The organism is Rhizobium leguminosarum (genome assembly GCF_019798305.1).
Classification (GTDB): domain Bacteria; phylum Pseudomonadota; class Alphaproteobacteria; order Rhizobiales; family Rhizobiaceae; genus Rhizobium; species Rhizobium leguminosarum_U.
Genome location: NZ_JAAXDD010000003.1, coordinates 378,170 through 392,857, shown reverse-complemented (window position 1 = coordinate 392,857; position 14,688 = coordinate 378,170). Strand labels below are relative to the sequence as shown.

Below are 14,688 nucleotides of genomic sequence, written 5' to 3'. Positions count from 1 at the left end.
CTCGCAATGCACAAGGTAAAAGCATGGCAAGACTGATCAGAAAACGCGAAACCCTGCTGTTCCTCATCATCGTCGTGATGATCGCGATCTTTTCGACGCGCGCTGCCGATTTCGCAACGCCGGAGAACCTCGCCGGCATTTTCAACGATACCTCCATCCTGATCATCCTGGCGCTCGCGCAGATGACGGTTATCCTGACGAAATCGATCGACCTGTCCGTCGCCGCCAACCTCGCCTTCACCGGCATGGCGATCGCCATGATGAATGCCGCCTATCCCGACCTGCCGCTCGTCGTGCTCATCCTTGCCGCGATCGTCATCGGCGCCTGCCTCGGCGCCATCAACGGCTTTCTCGTCTGGGCGCTCGAAATCCCGCCGATCGTCGTGACACTCGGCACGCTGACCATCTATCGCGGCATGGCCTTCGTGCTCTCGGGCGGGGCGTGGGTGAACGCCCACCAGATGACGCCGGTCTTCCTGTCGGTGCCGCGCACGCCGATCCTCGGCCTGCCGGTTCTCGGCTGGGTGGGCATCGTCATCGTGCTGCTGATGTATGTCCTGCTCAGATACACCCAATTCGGCCGCTCGGCCTATGCCACCGGCGGCAATCCGACCGCGGCCGTCTATGCCGGCATCGATACGGGCTGGACGAAATTCCTGGCCTTCGTTCTGTCGGGCGCCTTGGCCGGTCTTGCGAGCTATCTCTGGGTGTCGCGTTATGCTGTTGCCTATGTCGATATCGCCAACGGCTTCGAGCTCGACAGCGTCGCGGCCTGCGTCATCGGCGGCATTTCGATTGCCGGCGGCGTCGGCTCGGTCGCCGGCACCGTGCTCGGCGCGCTGTTCCTCGGCGTCATCAAGAATGCGCTGCCGGTGATCGGCATTTCACCCTTCACGCAAATGGCGATCTCCGGAACCGTCATCATTCTCGCCGTCGCCTTCAACGCCAGGCGTGAGCGCAACCGCGGCCGCATCATCCTGCGCGACCGCGCCGCGGCCGAGATCAGAACGGAGGCCGCAGCATGAGCACCGTGTCCACCCACGAAAAGCGGGTCATTCCCGACCGCCTCGGCACACCCTTCCGCCGCATCCTCGCGAGCTGGGAAGTGCTGCTCTTTGCCGTCGCCGTGCTGATCTTCATCTTCAATTCGCTCGCCTCGCCCTATTTCCTCGATGCCTGGAACCTTTCGGACGCCACCTTCAATTTCACCGAAAAGGCAATGATTGCCTTCGCCATGGCGCTGCTCGTCATATCAGGCGAGATCGATCTCTCGGTCGCCGCGGTCATCGCGCTCGCCTCGACGGCAATGGGCGCGGCAGCGCAGGTCGGCATCGGCACACCGGGTCTGGTCGCGATCGGCATCGGCACCGGCCTTGCCTGCGGCATTTTCAACGGCGTTCTGGTCTCGGTGCTGAAACTGCCGTCGATCGTTGTCACCATCGGCACGATGAGCCTTTTCCGCGGCATTTCCTATATCGTCCTCGGCGACCAGGCCTATGGCAAATACCCGGCAGATTTCGCCTATTTCGGCCAGGGTTATGTCGTCTGGGTATTCTCCTTCGAATTCGTGCTCTTCATCGTGCTGGCGATCCTCTTCGCCGTGCTGCTGCATGCGACGAATTTCGGCCGGCAGGTCTATGCGATCGGCAACAACGACTTCGCCGCCCGCTTTTCGGGTATTCCGGTCGAACGCGTCAAATTCATCCTCTTCCTGCTGACCGGCGTCATGAGCGGCATCGCCGCCGTCTGCCTGACCTCACGCCTCGGCTCGACCCGGCCGTCGATTGCCCAGGGCTGGGAACTCGAGGTCGTCACCATGGTCGTGCTCGGCGGCATCTCGATCCTCGGCGGCTCCGGCACGATCGTCGGCGTCGTCATCGCTGCCTTCGTCATGGGCCTCGTCACCTTCGGCCTCGGCCTGCTCAACGTGCCCGGCATCGTCATGTCGATCTTCATCGGCCTGCTTCTCATCATCACCATCGCCATCCCGATCATCGCCCGTCGCATCAAGGTCATGAGCTCCCGATGACTTTAGAAAAACACGCCTTCAAGATGCAGCTCAATCCCGGCATGGAAGCCGAATACCGCCGGCGGCATGACGAGATCTGGCCGGAACTGGTCGATCTCCTGCACAAGTCAGGGGCCAGCGACTATTCCATCCATCTCGACCGCGAGACCAACACGCTGTTCGGCGTGTTGACGCGGCCGGCCGACCACACGATGGCGAGCCTGCCAGAGCATCCGGTCGTGAAAAAATGGTGGGCTTATATGGCCGATATCATGGCGACCAATCCCGATAATTCACCGGTCCAGAGCGACCTGGTCACCGTCTTCCATATGCCATGAACGCCACCTCCTATCGCCGCATCGCCGTCCTCGACATCGGCAAGACCAACGCCAAGGTCGTCGTCCTCGACAGCGAGACGGGCGCCGAGATCGCCATGTTGAAACGGCCGAATATCTCGATCAAAACCGGTCTCTATCCGCACTACGACGTAGAGGCTCTCTGGTCCTTTGCGCTCGATGCGCTGAAGAACCTTGCGCGCGAGCCTGGCTTCGACGCCATTTCGATCACCACCCATGGCGCCTCCGCGGCACTCCTTGCCCGGGACGGCACGCTTGCCATGCCTGTCGTCGACTATGAACACGAATATCCTCAGGAAATCCGCGACGCCTATACGCGGCTGCGCCCCTCCTTCGACGAAACCTTCTCGCCGCACCTCGCTATGGGTCTCAATATCGGCGCGCAGCTGCACTACCAGAAGAGCGCCTTTCCCGAGGAGTTTGCCGGGGTGGCGACCATCCTCACCTATGCGCAATACTGGACGGCGCGGCTGACGGGTGTTGCCGCCAATGAGCTGACCTCGCTCGGCTGCCATACCGACCTCTGGAACCCGAGGGCCGGCCGCTATTCCTCACTCGTCGACAGGCTCGCCATCGGCGACCTCATGGCGCCGATCCGTTCCGCTTTCGATGCGCTTGGCCCGGTCCTGCCGGATATCGCCGCTGAGCTCGGCCTTGCCGCACCCGTGCCGGTCTATTGCGGCATTCACGATTCCAATGCCTCGCTGCTGCCGCATCTGGTCCACCGGGCCGCACCCTTTGCCGTCGTCTCCACCGGCACATGGGTCATCAATTTCGGCGTCGGCGGCGATCTCGATCATCTCGATCCGAAACGCGATGCGCTCGCCAATGTCGATGCCTATGGCCGGGCCGTCCCCTCCTCCCGTTTCATGGGCGGCCGTGAATTCGAAATCCTGTCGGCCGAAATCGGCCCTGTCGACGAAAAAGCCGCACAAGCGGCAATCGGCCGGGTCATCGGCAAAGGCGTGATGCTGCTTCCGAATATCGCCCCGGGTTCCGGGCCCTTTCCGGGAAAGACAAGCCGCTGGATCGGCGCCGAAGAGGCAAGCCTCGACGAGCGCTCTGCCGCTGCCTGTCTCTATCTCGCTTTGATGACCGATGCCTGCCTCGGACTGATCGGCGCCAAAGGCCCGGTTATCGTCGAAGGGCCCTTTGCGCTGAATGAGACCTATCTCAAGCTGCTGGCCACCCTAACCGGCCGCGAGGTCATGGCCCTTCCGGGTTCGACCGGCACCAGCCAGGGTGCCGCCCTTCTGACCGGCATCCGGCCGGTGTCGGGCGCCGAGACGCATGTTCCGCCGACCGATATCCCGGGGCTGACCGCCTATCGCACCTGCTGGTACGCGGCGATGGAATAGGAGTCTTTCCAAAAGCGGCCTTGTTCATCCGTGCCTTCTGGTTAGTGTGGCTCCTCGAAAATCAGGTCGAGGAGATAGCATGACAGAGACTTTCGATCCGCGCGCCCTTGCAGCCGGGCTTCATAGCCTGAGACAGTCCGGCCGTCAGGAGGCAACGAGCACTTTCGCGCTGCCAGCCGATCTCGATCAGGCGATGGAGGCGCAGGACTTGCTTGCCGCTGCGGACGGTATTTCGAGCAATGCGTGGAAAGTCACGGTCTCGCCGCAGGGCCAGGCGGTCACCGCTCCGCTGCATCCGTATGCCGAAGGCGTTTCGGGCGCGGACATTCCCTGGTATCCGGGCCTGAAATTCGAGACCGAGATCGCCGTCCGTCTCGGCAGCGATCTGCCGGTCCGCACAGGCGCTTCCTACAGCCGCGCCGAGGTGGTCGAGGCGATCTCCGCTGTCTATGTTGGCGCTGAACTGTTGGTGAGCGCCATTAGGGAAAGCGGCAGCGTTTCGTTTCTGCTGTTCGTCGCCGACCGGCTCGGCAACAGCGGCTATGTGCTCGGCCCGGAGGTCGAAAAAAGCGTCGTCGACACCGCCGCCGCAACGCCGCTCAAGGTCACCCATGCCGGCCGCACGATCTATAATGGTCCAGCACAGCATCCGAAGGGCGATGTTCTCACCTGGCTCGTCGATTACGCCAATGACGGCTTGCGCCCACAGACATCGCTGAAGACGGGTGCGCTCATCACCACAGGCACGTTGAGCGGCGCGATCGAACTGACCGAACCCGGCGAGATCGACATCGAACTCGGCAAGGCCCACCTCAGCTTCTCGGTGTCGAAGGGTTGATTTGACGCCGCGGCGCTCACGCCTTCTCGCGGAACATCTCGATGATGGCGGAAAAGTCCCTTCCGCCGTTGCCCTGCTTTTCGAAGAGAGCATAAAGCTGCGCTGCTTCCGCGCCGAGCGGGGTGGAGGCGCCGCTTGCCAGCGCCGCTTCCTGGGACAGCCTGAGATCCTTCAGCATCAGTGCCGCGGCAAAACCCGGTTTGTAGTCATTGTTTGCCGGCGAGGTCGGGATCGGTCCCGGCACCGGGCAATAGGTATTGATCGACCAGCACTGGCCTGACGAGGTCGAGGCAACGTCGAACAGCGCCTGATGCGAGAGACCAAGTTTCTCGGCGAGCACGAAGGCCTCGCAGACGCCCACCATCGAAATGCCGAGGATCATGTTGTTGCAGATCTTCGCCGCCTGGCCGGCGCCGGCCTCGCCGCAATGGACGATCTTTTTTCCCATGGCCTCCAGGATTGGTTTTGCCCTGGCGAAGGCGTCTACCGTGCCGCCGGCCATGAAGGTCAGCGTGCCCGCGGTCGCCCCGCCCGTGCCGCCGGAGACCGGGGCGTCGAGCGACAGGCAACTGGTGGCCTGGGCCATTTCATGCGCCTTGCGGCTGCTTTCGACATCGATGGTCGAGCAATCGATGACCAGCGTGCCCTGAGCCGCAGACTGCAGGATATCCGTCCAGGCCGTCAGCACGTGTCTGCCCTGCGGCAGCATGGTAATGATGATCTCCGCGTCCTTGACCGCCTGGCTGGCATGGCTTGCCGGCTTGACGCCGCTCTCCTCGGCCGCCTTCAGCACCGAAGCCGCGAGATCGAAGCCCAAGACCTCGTGGCCTGATTTGACCAGATTGGCCGCCATCGGCCCACCCATGTTGCCGAGGCCGATGAATGCGATCCTTGCCATGGTCTTCTCCTATCGATTGTCTTCGAGGATCATTGCTGCCGCCTTTTCGGCGATCATGATAGTCGGCGAATTGGTGTTGCCCGAGGTGATCGACGGCATCACCGAGGCGTCGGCGATCCTGAGCTTGCCGAGTGGCCGGAATCTCAGCCTGGGGTCGACGACGCTATCCCTGTCGGCGCCCATGCGGCAGGTGCCGACGGGATGGAAGATCGTCGTGCCGATCTCGCCCGCCGCCCGCTCCAGATCGGCCTCCGTCTGATAGGCAGGCCCCGGCTTGAATTCCTCCGGCCTGTAACGGGCAAACGAAGGCTGCGCGACGATCTTGCGCGTCAATCGTATTGAACGGACAGCTATGTCACGATCGCGCTGCGTCGAGAGGTATTTTGGGCTGATCGTCGGCTGGGCGGCAAAATCCGGGCTCGACAGGTGGACTGAACCGCGGCTTTCCGGCCTCAGATTGCAGACGCTCGCGGTGATTGCCGGGAAAGGATGGACGGGATCGCCGAACTTCTCCAGCGACACCGGCTGCACATGATACTGCAGGTCGGGCGTTTCCCGGTCCGGGCCTGATCGGGTGAAGATGCCGAGTTGGCTCGGCGCCATCGCCATCGGCCCGGAGCGGCGGACGAGATATTCGAGCCCGATCGCCGCCTTGCCGATCAGCTTCGTCGCCTTCTCGTTCAGCGTCGGAACGCCCGTGACTTTGTAGGCCAGACGCAGCTGTAGATGGTCCTGCAGGTTCTCGCCAACGCCCTTGACCTCGGTGACGACATCGACGCCCGCCCGCTGGAGAACCTCGCCCCGGCCGATGCCTGATAGTTCCAGGATATGCGGCGAACCGATCGAACCGGCTGAAAGGACGGTTTCTCTCGCCGCATAGGCGCGTTTCGCCACGCCGCCGTGCTGGAACTCGACACCGGCAACGGCGCCCTCCTCCACCAGCAGCCGCCGGACCTGTGCCTTGATCAGGACGGTCAGGTTGGAGCGTTTCACCGCCGGGCGCAGGAAGGCCTTCGAGGTGTTCCAGCGAATGCCGGAACGTTGATTGACGTCGAAATAGCCGGAGCCTTCGTTGCTGCCGCGGTTGAAATCCGCCGTCTCAGGGATGCCGGCTTCCCTGGCAGCCTGCTGGAAGGCATCGAGCACGGCCCAGCGCACCCGCGCTTTTTCGATGCGCCATTCGCCGCCGGCACCATGCATCTCGTCTTCGCCGCGATAAAAATCCTCCGACTTGCGGAAGAAGGGCAGAACATCATCCCAGCCCCAGCCGCTGCAGCCCATCTGTTGCCAGAGGTCGTAATCGCGCGCCTGGCCGCGCATGTAGATCATGCCGTTGATCGACGAACAGCCGCCGAGCACCTTGCCGCGCGGATAACTCAGCGCCCGGCCGTTCAACCCCGCTTCCGGCGCCGTGGTGAAGCACCAGTCGGTACGCGGATTGTTGATGCAATAGAGATAACCGACCGGAATATGGATCCAGTGATAGTTGTCGCTGCCGCCGGCTTCGAGCAGCAGCACCCGGTTCCGGCCATCGGCAGACAGCCGGTTGGCGAGCACGCAGCCGGCGCTGCCTGCCCCGATGATGATGTAGTCGTAACGATCCATGCCGCGCACGAGACTCCAGATGCTTGCCGCTTCCCTCTCCCCGCAGCACGGGGAGAGGAAGAGTCGCAGCGCCGCCGTCCGTCTCTCTTCCCGGGAAAAGTAATTCTTTCCGGAAAGAGAGGTCCGCCCGTTCAGCGGCGATAGACGAAGCCCAGTTTCCGCCCCAGCCGAGAGGCGTAGAATTCCCCGATGATGCCGCGGCGGAAGATCAGCACGCAGACCATGAAGACGATGCCGGTGATGATCGTCACCGGGAATTCCGACGTGGCGAGGTAGTTTTCCAACGCCACCACCAGGCCGGCGCCAAACAGCGGGCCGATCAGCGTGCCGATGCCGCCGAGCAGCGTCATCAGGATCACCTCGCCCGACATCTGCCAGGCGACGTCGGTCAGCGTTGCAAACTGGAAAACGATCGATTTCACAGCACCCGCGAGCCCGGCAAGCGCTGCCGACATGACAAAGGCGCCGAGCTTGTAGCGCGCCACGGAATAACCGAGCGAGGTCGCCCGTTGCTCGTTTTCACGGATCGATTTCAGGATCATGCCGAAGGGTGAATTGATGAAGCGCCAGATGATCAGCACGCCGATGATGAACACGGCCAGCACGAAATAATACATGTTGGTCGAGCTGTTCAGATCGATGAAGCCGAAGAGATGGCCGCGCGGCACCGACTGGATACCGTCCTCGCCCTCGGTGAACTTCGCCTGCAGGCAGAAGAAGAAGAACATCTGCGACAGCGCCAGCGTGATCATCGCGAAATAGATGCCCTGCCGGCGGATGGCGAAGAAACCCATGACGAGCCCGAGAAAGGCCGCCCCCGCCACGCCAATCAGGATGCCGAGTTCCGGCGGCAGGCCCCATGCCTTCACCGTATAGGCGGTGAAATAGGCCGCCCCGCCGAAGAAAGTGGCGTGGCCGAAGGAAAGCAGGCCGGTATAGCCGAGCAGCAGGTTGAAGGCGCAGGCAAAGAGCGCGAAGCAGAGCAGCTTCATCAGGAAGATCGGATAGAAAAAGAACGGTGCCAGCAGCAGGAGCAGCAACCCGGCCAGCAGGAAACCCGCCTGCACCGAAAGGGCGGTTCGGCTTTTTTCCGTTCCAACGGTGTCGGTGATGTCGGCCATGTCAAGCATCCCGTCCGAAGAGGCCCGCGGGCCTGATGAGAAGCACGATCGCCATGATGACGAAGATCACGATGTTGGACGCCTCGGGATAGAAGACCTTGGTCAGGCCCTCGGCAATGCCGAGCACGTAACCGGTGATAATCGCGCCCAAAATCGATCCCATGCCGCCGACGACGACCACGGCGAAAACGACGATGATCATGTTCGAGCCCATCAGTGGCGAGACCTGGTAGATCGGCGCCGCCAGCACGCCTGCAAAGGCGGCAAGACCGGCGCCGAGCGCATAGGTGAGCGTCAAGAGCACCGGCACGTTGACGCCGAAGACCTGCACCAAAACGGCATTTTCAGTGGCGGCCCTGAGATAGGCACCGAGCTTGGTCTTCTCGATCAGCAGCCAGGTGCCGAGGCAGACGACCAGCGAGACGACGACCACCCAGCCGCGATAAATCGGCAGGAACATGAAGCCGAGATTGGCCCCGCCGGCGAGCGCTGCCGGCGTCGCATAGGGCTGGCCGGAAGAGCCGTAGAGATAACGGAAGGTGCCCTCGACCGCGAGCGCCAGCCCAAAGGTGAAGAGCAGCCCGTAGAGCGGATCGAGATCATAGAGCCGGCGCAGGAACAGCCGCTCGATGACAGCGCCGGCGAGGCCGACGATAACGGGTGCCAGGATCAGCGACGGCCAGTAGCCGATGCCGACATAGGTCAGCAGCAGGTAGGCGACGAAGGCGCCGAGCATATATTGCGCGCCATGGGCGAAGTTGATCACCCTAAGCAGGCCGAAGATGATGGCCAGGCCGAGGCTGAGCAGCGCATAGAACGAGCCGTTGATCAGGCCGATCAGCAGCTGGCCGAACAGCGCCTGAAGGGGAATGCCGAAGATCATCGTCATCTGGTCACACTCCCAGAACTTTGTGCAGCGTGTCCATGCGCTGCGGCAGTTCACCGACCGGGAATTCCGACACCATCTGCCCATGATCCATCAGATAGAAGCGATCGGCAATACGGCTGGCGAAACGGAAATTCTGCTCGACGAGCAGGATCGTCATGCCGCGCGCCTTCAGCGTCTTCAGCACCTCGCCGATGCGCTGGACGATGACCGGGGCAAGCCCTTCCGTCGGTTCGTCGAGAATGAGTAGCCTGACGCCGGTGCGTAAGATCCGGGCGATCGCCAGCATCTGCTGCTCGCCGCCTGATAGTTTGGTGCCCGGGCTGCCGCGGCGCTCGTAAAGATTGGGAAAGAGCTCGTAGATCTCGTCGAGCGTCATGCCGCCGCCTGCCACGACAGGCGGCAGCAGCAGATTTTCCGAAACAGTCAGGGTCGAGAAGATGCCGCGCTCCTCCGGCACGAAGCCGATGCCCCGACGCGCCGTCTTGTGCAGCGGCACCTGCATCATGTCGCTGCCGGCAAAGCTGATCTTGCCCTTACGGGTTCGCACGATGCCGGTGATGGTGCGCAACGTCGTCGTCTTGCCGACGCCGTTACGGCCGAGAATGGTGATCGTCTCGCCTTCGCCGACACGCATGTCGACGCCATGTAATATGTGGCTTTCGCCGTACCAGGCATTGAGGCCTTGGACTTCGAGGAGAGCGGCCATCAATGCTCCTCCGTGCCCATATAGGCCACACGCACTCGCTCGTCCTGGCTGACGGTGGCATAATCGCCCTCGGCGAGGATCTCGCCGCGCTGGAGGACGGTGACGTGCTGGCAGATATTGGCGACGACGGAGAGATTGTGTTCGACCATCAGCACCGCCCGGTCACGGGCGACCTCGCGGATGATCGACGAGACGACGCCGACATCCTCCTGCCCCATGCCGGCCATCGGCTCGTCGAGCAGCAGCACTCTCGGATCCAATGCCAGCGTGGTGGCGATCTCCAGCACCCGCTTGCGGCCATAAGAAAGATCGGCGGCGATATGATCGCGCTCCTTGGAAAGCCCGACGCTGGCGAGCAGTTGCTCGGCGCGCTCGTTCAACCGATCGAGTGCCGAAAGCGGCCGCCAGAACTGTGTGGAAAGATTGTTCGGCCGCTGCAGCGCCACGCGGACATTGTCGAGTACGGTCAGGTGCGGAAAGACCGCCGAGATCTGGAAGGAGCGAACGAGCCCCATGCGCGCCACCTTGTCGGGCGGCGTCCTGGTAATATCGGTGCCCATGAGGGTGATGGTGCCTGAGGTCGGCTGCAGGAACTTGGTCAGCAGGTTGAAGACCGTCGTCTTGCCGGCGCCGTTCGGGCCGATCAGTGCATGCACGCGTGCGTCATGCACATCGAGATCGACGTTCTTGACGGCCGTGAAGCCGCCGAAATCGCGACGCAGGCCGCGAGCGGACAAGACCACCCGCGGCTTTTCCTGAGTTTCAATTGCGGAAACCGCCATCGTTGCTACTTCACCAGATCGCAGCCGCTCTTGGCGGGATCGATATAAGCTTCCTTGCCGGGAATGGTGGCGAGCACGTTGAAGTAATCCCACGGCTCCTTGCTTTCGGAAGGCTTCTTCACCTGCAGCAGGTACATGTCGTGGATCATGCGGCCATTGGCGCCGACCGTGCCGCCGCGACCAAAGACGTCGTCGACGGGCATTTCATGCAGCTGCTTGGCGACGGCTTCCGTCTCGTCGGTGCCGGCCTTCTGCACGGCTTTCAGATATTGCGTCACCGCCGAATAGGTGCCGGTATGGATCATGTTCGGCATCTTGCCGGTGCGGGCGAAGAACTTCTTGGCAAAGGCGCGGCTTTCGTCGTCGTGGTTCCAGTAATAGCCTTCCGTCAGCGTCAGCCCCTGCGCCGCGTCGAGGCCGAGGCCGTGGACTTCGGCCAATGTGAAGAGCAGCGCCGCCAGATGCTGGCCGCCCTGGGTGATGCCGAATTCAGCCGCCTGCTTGATGGCGTTCGATGTATCGAGGCCGGCATTGGCAAGGCCGATCACCTTGGCGCCAGACGATTGCGCCTGAAGCAGGAAGGACGAGAAGTCCTGGCTCGACAGCGGATGGCGGACGGCGCCAACGACCGTGCCGCCGCTCGCCTTGACGTAATCGCTGGTCTGCTGCTCCAGCGAATAGCCGAAGGCATAGTCGGCGGTCAGGAAGAACCAGCTGTCGCCGCCCTGCTTGACAAGCGCGCCGCCGGTGCCGACGGCGAGTGCATGGGTGTCATAGGCCCAATGGAAGCCATAAGGCGAGCAGGCCTTGCCGGTCAGATCCGTCGTCGCAGCACCCGTGACGATGTCGATCTTCTTCTTCTCCTTGGCGATCGCCTGCACGGCGAGCGCCACAGACGAGGTCGTCAGTTCCATGATCGCATCCACCTGCTCGGTGTCGTACCACTGGCGGGCGATGTTGGAGGCGATATCCGCCTTGTTCTGGTGGTCGGCATCGACGATCTCGACCGGCACATCAAGCACCTTGCCGCCGAAATCCTCGACCGCCATCTTGGCGGCTTCGACGGAAGACTTGCCGCCGAAATCGGCATAGACACCCGACTGGTCGTTCAGGATGCCGATCTTGACCTTGCCGTCGGTCGCGCTCTGCGCGAGCACCGCGGTGCTGCTTGCAAGCAGAAATGCAACTGATGCAATGAGATTCTTTCGCATATTCTCTCCTCCCAGAGATTGGCCAGATTGCGGATCTGTTCAAATTTGGCCAGCCGTCCTCCTCAGAACGACGGACCCTCACCCTACGATCACGGAAATTCCGCCCTGAGGCAACGGGTGGTTTACAACTAATTCCAAACAGTATCTGTTCATATTTGAACAGAGAGGATCGCGATGAACAATCCGTCGCAGTTTACTTGGGACGATCTGCAGTTTTTTCTAGCCGTCGCCCGCACCGGACAGCTGTCGACGGCGGCTCGCCAGTTGCGCTCCAGCCATGCCACCGTCTCGCGCCGCATCGACCGCCTGGAGTTCACTCTCAAGGTAAAGCTGTTCGAGCGCAATCCGCGCGGCTACGTGCTGACCGCCATGGGCACGCGCTTCGTCGAGACGGCCGAAAGGATGGAGCAGGAGACCGAGCGGCTGCGTGCCGACCTCGCCGACGGCTCGATGGCGCAGCGCGGCCTGGTGCGGCTGAGCGCACCGGAAGGTTTTGCCAATTTCTTCTTCGCAACCGTGCTGCCGCAGTTTGCCGCCCAGCATCCGCACCTGGCGCTGGAACTGGTGACGATCCAGCAGATCATGTCGCTGTCGCGCAAGGAGGCCGATCTTTCCGTCGTGCTCGACGAACCGAAGGGCGGGGCGTATTTCGCCGAGAAGCTGACGGATTACCACCTGCAGGTCTACGGCTCTCGGGAATATCTAGCCAAGGCGCCTGACATCAACTCCCGCGAAGACCTGCTCAGCCATCCCTTCGTCAGCTATATCGAGGAAATGATTTTCGCGCCGGGCCTGGATTATCTCGGCGATGTGCACCCGCGCATCAAGCCGCAATTCCAGAGCTCCAGCATCTTCGCGCAGCTGACCGCCACGAGAAACGGCCTCGGTCTCTGCATCCTGCCCTATTTCTTCGCCAGCCGTTATCCCGAACTCGTGCGCGTGCTGCCAGACGAAATCGACCTCAAGCGCCACTACTGGATCACCTGCCATCGCGACCTGAAACAGGCGCCCCGCGTGCGCGCCGTGATTGATTTCCTCCGCGAGGCGGTACGCGGCGAGGATGCGCGCTTCGTGCCGCCCTATGTCACCGCCGCCAGCCCGGCGCGCCGGACAAGAGCGGACGTTTAGATCATGAGTGGCATCATGCCAGCTATTTCAGGAATTCGGCCCGGTGCGGGGTGAATGCATCGATCAGTCTGCCCTTTTCCAGCGCCTTGACGCCATGGACCAGATTGGGGGGTACGATGAAGCTGCCGCCCTGCTTGAGCACCTCGGTCCGGCCATCGATCGTCACTTCGAAACTGCCTTCGGCGACGTAGCTGGCCTGGATGTGCGGATGCGAATGGGCCGCACCCACGGCACCGCTTTCGAAGGCCACTTCCACCATCATCATCTCGGGCAGATAGGTCATGATGCGCCTGACCACGCCGGGCTCGGGATTGACCCATTCGGCGCCTTCGGCCGATACGAACAGATCGCTTGACGACATTTCCGCCTCCTCGTTCCAGAATCGATCGCGGGCAGAGTGGATCATGCCGACGCTTTTGAAAAGATGGCGTGGCCCGTCTTTTCGGCGCGACGACCTTCTGTTGACGCGGTCGGCTGGCGGGTCTATGGCCAACTTGAGCGAGGCAAGCCTGAACTGGGATGAGGAGACGCCGCTATGCAGCATACGCGCGAAGTTTTCGACTGGGCCGATCCGTTCCGCCTGGTGGAGCAGCTGACCAGCGAAGAGCGCATGGTGCAGGACACAGCCCACGCCTATGCGCAGGAAAAGCTTGCGCCCCGCGTTCTCGACGCTTTCCGCAATGAAAGGACCGATCCTGCGATCTTCCGCGAAATGGGCGAACTCGGCCTGCTCGGCCCGACGATCTCGCCGGATTATGGCGGCGCCGGACTCGGTTACGTCGCCTACGGCCTCATCGCCCGCGAGGTCGAAAAGGTCGATAGTGGCTATCGTTCGATGATGAGCGTGCAGTCCTCACTCGTGATGGTGCCGATCGAAACCTTCGGGTCGCAGGCGCAGAAGCTGAAATACCTGCCGAAACTCGCCACCGGCGAATGGATCGGCTGCTTCGGCCTGACCGAACCGGATCACGGCTCCGACCCCGGCTCGATGGCGACACGTGCCAAAAAGGTCGACGGCGGCTATAGCCTGGCCGGCTCGAAGACCTGGATCTCCAACGCACCGATCGCCGATGTCTTCGTCGTCTGGGCAAAGACCGAGGATGGCCTCATCCGCGGCTTCATTCTCGAAAGGGGCTGGAAAGGGCTTTCGGCGCCTGCGATCCACGGCAAGGTGGGACTGCGCGCCTCGATCACCGGCGAAGTGGTGATGGACGGGGTCTTCGTGCCTGAGGAAAACCTTCTGCCTGATGTGACCGGCCTCAAGGGACCGTTCACCTGCCTCAACTCGGCCCGTTTCGGCATCGCCTGGGGCGCACTCGGTGCTGCCGAGGATTGTTATGCGCGAGCCCGGCAATACACGCTCGAGCGCAAGCAGTTCGGCCGGCCGCTTGCCGCCAACCAGCTGATCCAGAAGAAGCTCGTCGACATGGCGGCGGAAATCTCGCTCGGCCTTCAGGGCTGCCTGCGGCTTGGCCGCATGAAGGAGGACGGCCATCCGCCGGTGGAGCTGACCTCGATCCTCAAGCGCAACAGCTGCGGCAAGGGGCTGGAGATTGCGCGGGCGGCCCGCGACATGCTCGGCGGCAACGGCATCTCCGACGAATTCGGCATCGCCCGTCATCTGGTCAACCTCGAAGTGGTCAACACCTATGAGGGCACGCACGACATCCACGCGCTGATCATCGGCCGGGCGATCACCGGCATTGCCGCCTTTGCGAACTAGCCTCTTGGCGCGAAAGGACGAATTGCCACGCGCCTGACAATGTGCAACTTTCCCTGACGGCGGCA

At 62.4% G+C, this 14,688-nt stretch carries 15 protein-coding genes; 7 read left to right on the top strand and 8 right to left on the bottom strand.

Translation table 11 applies throughout. The features are described 5' to 3' along the window. Positions 1 to 23: 23 nt before the first annotated feature. The 5 genes from HFO99_RS07740 to HFO99_RS07720 all read left to right on the top strand — a co-directional run bounded on the left by HFO99_RS07740 (position 24) and on the right by HFO99_RS07720 (position 4,560). Complete coding sequence (locus HFO99_RS07740; RefSeq protein WP_003553868.1) at positions 24 to 1,025, top strand: ABC transporter permease; 1,002 nt, start codon at positions 24 to 26, stop codon at positions 1,023 to 1,025. Then, positions 1,022 to 2,029 (top strand): ABC transporter permease, encoded by a 1,008-nt coding sequence (locus HFO99_RS07735; protein WP_222333615.1) that lies wholly within the window; start codon positions 1,022 to 1,024, stop codon positions 2,027 to 2,029. The genes HFO99_RS07740 and HFO99_RS07735 overlap by 4 nt, the downstream gene beginning before the upstream one ends. After that, positions 2,026 to 2,346, top strand: coding sequence for an L-rhamnose mutarotase (gene rhaM / locus HFO99_RS07730; protein WP_003547822.1), 321 nt, complete (start codon positions 2,026 to 2,028; stop codon positions 2,344 to 2,346). Before HFO99_RS07735 ends, rhaM begins: the two co-directional genes overlap by 4 nt. Further along, the gene (locus HFO99_RS07725; protein ID WP_222360343.1) at positions 2,343 to 3,722 is read left to right on the top strand and encodes an FGGY-family carbohydrate kinase; all 1,380 of its coding nucleotides are present in this window, start codon (positions 2,343 to 2,345) and stop codon (positions 3,720 to 3,722) included. The genes rhaM and HFO99_RS07725 overlap by 4 nt, the downstream gene beginning before the upstream one ends. A 79-nt stretch (positions 3,723 to 3,801) precedes the next feature. Beyond that, a complete protein-coding gene (locus HFO99_RS07720; protein ID WP_222360341.1) occupies positions 3,802 to 4,560 on the top strand; it encodes a fumarylacetoacetate hydrolase family protein in 759 nt (252 codons plus the stop codon). A gap of 16 nt (positions 4,561 to 4,576) precedes the next feature. Here the strand turns inward: HFO99_RS07720 and mmsB are convergent, their stop codons facing one another. The 7 genes from mmsB to HFO99_RS07685 all read right to left on the bottom strand — a co-directional run bounded on the left by mmsB (position 4,577) and on the right by HFO99_RS07685 (position 11,772). Beyond that, complete coding sequence (gene mmsB, locus HFO99_RS07715; protein ID WP_222360339.1) at positions 4,577 to 5,458, bottom strand: 3-hydroxyisobutyrate dehydrogenase; 882 nt, start codon at positions 5,456 to 5,458, stop codon at positions 4,577 to 4,579. A gap of 9 nt (positions 5,459 to 5,467) precedes the next feature. Next, on the bottom strand, positions 5,468 to 7,063 hold the full coding sequence (locus HFO99_RS07710) for a GMC family oxidoreductase (RefSeq protein WP_222333622.1): 1,596 nt from the start codon (positions 7,061 to 7,063) through the stop codon (positions 5,468 to 5,470). Between the two features lie 131 nt (positions 7,064 to 7,194). Further along, positions 7,195 to 8,184 carry a branched-chain amino acid ABC transporter permease gene (locus tag HFO99_RS07705; protein WP_222333624.1) on the bottom strand — a complete coding sequence of 330 codons (990 nt, stop codon included), beginning with the start codon at positions 8,182 to 8,184 and terminating at the stop codon, positions 7,195 to 7,197. 1 nt (position 8,185) lies between these two features. Continuing rightward, positions 8,186 to 9,073: a branched-chain amino acid ABC transporter permease gene (locus tag HFO99_RS07700; RefSeq protein WP_222333625.1), complete on the bottom strand. Its 888-nt coding sequence runs from the start codon at positions 9,071 to 9,073 to the stop codon at positions 8,186 to 8,188. Positions 9,074 to 9,077: 4 nt separating this feature from the next. Further along, complete coding sequence (locus HFO99_RS07695; protein WP_222333626.1) at positions 9,078 to 9,779, bottom strand: ABC transporter ATP-binding protein; 702 nt, start codon at positions 9,777 to 9,779, stop codon at positions 9,078 to 9,080. Further along, positions 9,779 to 10,561 (bottom strand): ABC transporter ATP-binding protein, encoded by a 783-nt coding sequence (locus HFO99_RS07690; RefSeq protein ID WP_222333627.1) that lies wholly within the window; start codon positions 10,559 to 10,561, stop codon positions 9,779 to 9,781. Before HFO99_RS07690 ends, HFO99_RS07695 begins: the two co-directional genes overlap by 1 nt. A gap of 5 nt (positions 10,562 to 10,566) precedes the next feature. After that, a complete protein-coding gene (locus HFO99_RS07685; protein WP_222360337.1) occupies positions 10,567 to 11,772 on the bottom strand; it encodes an ABC transporter substrate-binding protein in 1,206 nt (401 codons plus the stop codon). 174 nt (positions 11,773 to 11,946) lie between these two features. Between HFO99_RS07685 and HFO99_RS07680 the strand changes: the two genes are divergently transcribed. After that, positions 11,947 to 12,900: a LysR family transcriptional regulator gene (locus tag HFO99_RS07680; protein WP_222333628.1), complete on the top strand. Its 954-nt coding sequence runs from the start codon at positions 11,947 to 11,949 to the stop codon at positions 12,898 to 12,900. 22 nt (positions 12,901 to 12,922) lie between these two features. Here the strand turns inward: HFO99_RS07680 and HFO99_RS07675 are convergent, their stop codons facing one another. Further along, entirely contained in the window at positions 12,923 to 13,261 is a 339-nt protein-coding gene (locus HFO99_RS07675) for a cupin domain-containing protein (RefSeq protein WP_011655128.1), read from the bottom strand. Positions 13,262 to 13,435: 174 nt separating this feature from the next. Between HFO99_RS07675 and HFO99_RS07670 the strand changes: the two genes are divergently transcribed. Continuing rightward, positions 13,436 to 14,623 (top strand): acyl-CoA dehydrogenase, encoded by a 1,188-nt coding sequence (locus HFO99_RS07670; protein ID WP_222360335.1) that lies wholly within the window; start codon positions 13,436 to 13,438, stop codon positions 14,621 to 14,623. Positions 14,624 to 14,688 lie beyond the last annotated feature (65 nt).

What these genes read in the sequence shown, in the direction of transcription:
- HFO99_RS07740 (WP_003553868.1), top strand. Translation starts at nt 24, where the DNA reads ATGGCAAGACTGATCAGAAAACGCGAAACCCTGCTGTTCCTCATCATC.
- HFO99_RS07735 (WP_222333615.1), top strand. Translation starts at nt 1,022, where the DNA reads ATGAGCACCGTGTCCACCCACGAAAAGCGGGTCATTCCCGACCGCCTC.
- rhaM (WP_003547822.1), top strand. Translation starts at nt 2,026, where the DNA reads ATGACTTTAGAAAAACACGCCTTCAAGATGCAGCTCAATCCCGGCATG.
- HFO99_RS07725 (WP_222360343.1), top strand. Translation starts at nt 2,343, where the DNA reads ATGAACGCCACCTCCTATCGCCGCATCGCCGTCCTCGACATCGGCAAG.
- HFO99_RS07720 (WP_222360341.1), top strand. Translation starts at nt 3,802, where the DNA reads ATGACAGAGACTTTCGATCCGCGCGCCCTTGCAGCCGGGCTTCATAGC.
- mmsB (WP_222360339.1), bottom strand. Translation starts at nt 5,458, where the DNA reads ATGGCAAGGATCGCATTCATCGGCCTCGGCAACATGGGTGGGCCGATG.
- HFO99_RS07710 (WP_222333622.1), bottom strand. Translation starts at nt 7,063, where the DNA reads ATGGATCGTTACGACTACATCATCATCGGGGCAGGCAGCGCCGGCTGC.
- HFO99_RS07705 (WP_222333624.1), bottom strand. Translation starts at nt 8,184, where the DNA reads ATGGCCGACATCACCGACACCGTTGGAACGGAAAAAAGCCGAACCGCC.
- HFO99_RS07700 (WP_222333625.1), bottom strand. Translation starts at nt 9,073, where the DNA reads ATGACGATGATCTTCGGCATTCCCCTTCAGGCGCTGTTCGGCCAGCTG.
- HFO99_RS07695 (WP_222333626.1), bottom strand. Translation starts at nt 9,779, where the DNA reads ATGGCCGCTCTCCTCGAAGTCCAAGGCCTCAATGCCTGGTACGGCGAA.
- HFO99_RS07690 (WP_222333627.1), bottom strand. Translation starts at nt 10,561, where the DNA reads ATGGCGGTTTCCGCAATTGAAACTCAGGAAAAGCCGCGGGTGGTCTTG.
- HFO99_RS07685 (WP_222360337.1), bottom strand. Translation starts at nt 11,772, where the DNA reads ATGCGAAAGAATCTCATTGCATCAGTTGCATTTCTGCTTGCAAGCAGC.
- HFO99_RS07680 (WP_222333628.1), top strand. Translation starts at nt 11,947, where the DNA reads ATGAACAATCCGTCGCAGTTTACTTGGGACGATCTGCAGTTTTTTCTA.
- HFO99_RS07675 (WP_011655128.1), bottom strand. Translation starts at nt 13,261, where the DNA reads ATGTCGTCAAGCGATCTGTTCGTATCGGCCGAAGGCGCCGAATGGGTC.
- HFO99_RS07670 (WP_222360335.1), top strand. Translation starts at nt 13,436, where the DNA reads ATGCAGCATACGCGCGAAGTTTTCGACTGGGCCGATCCGTTCCGCCTG.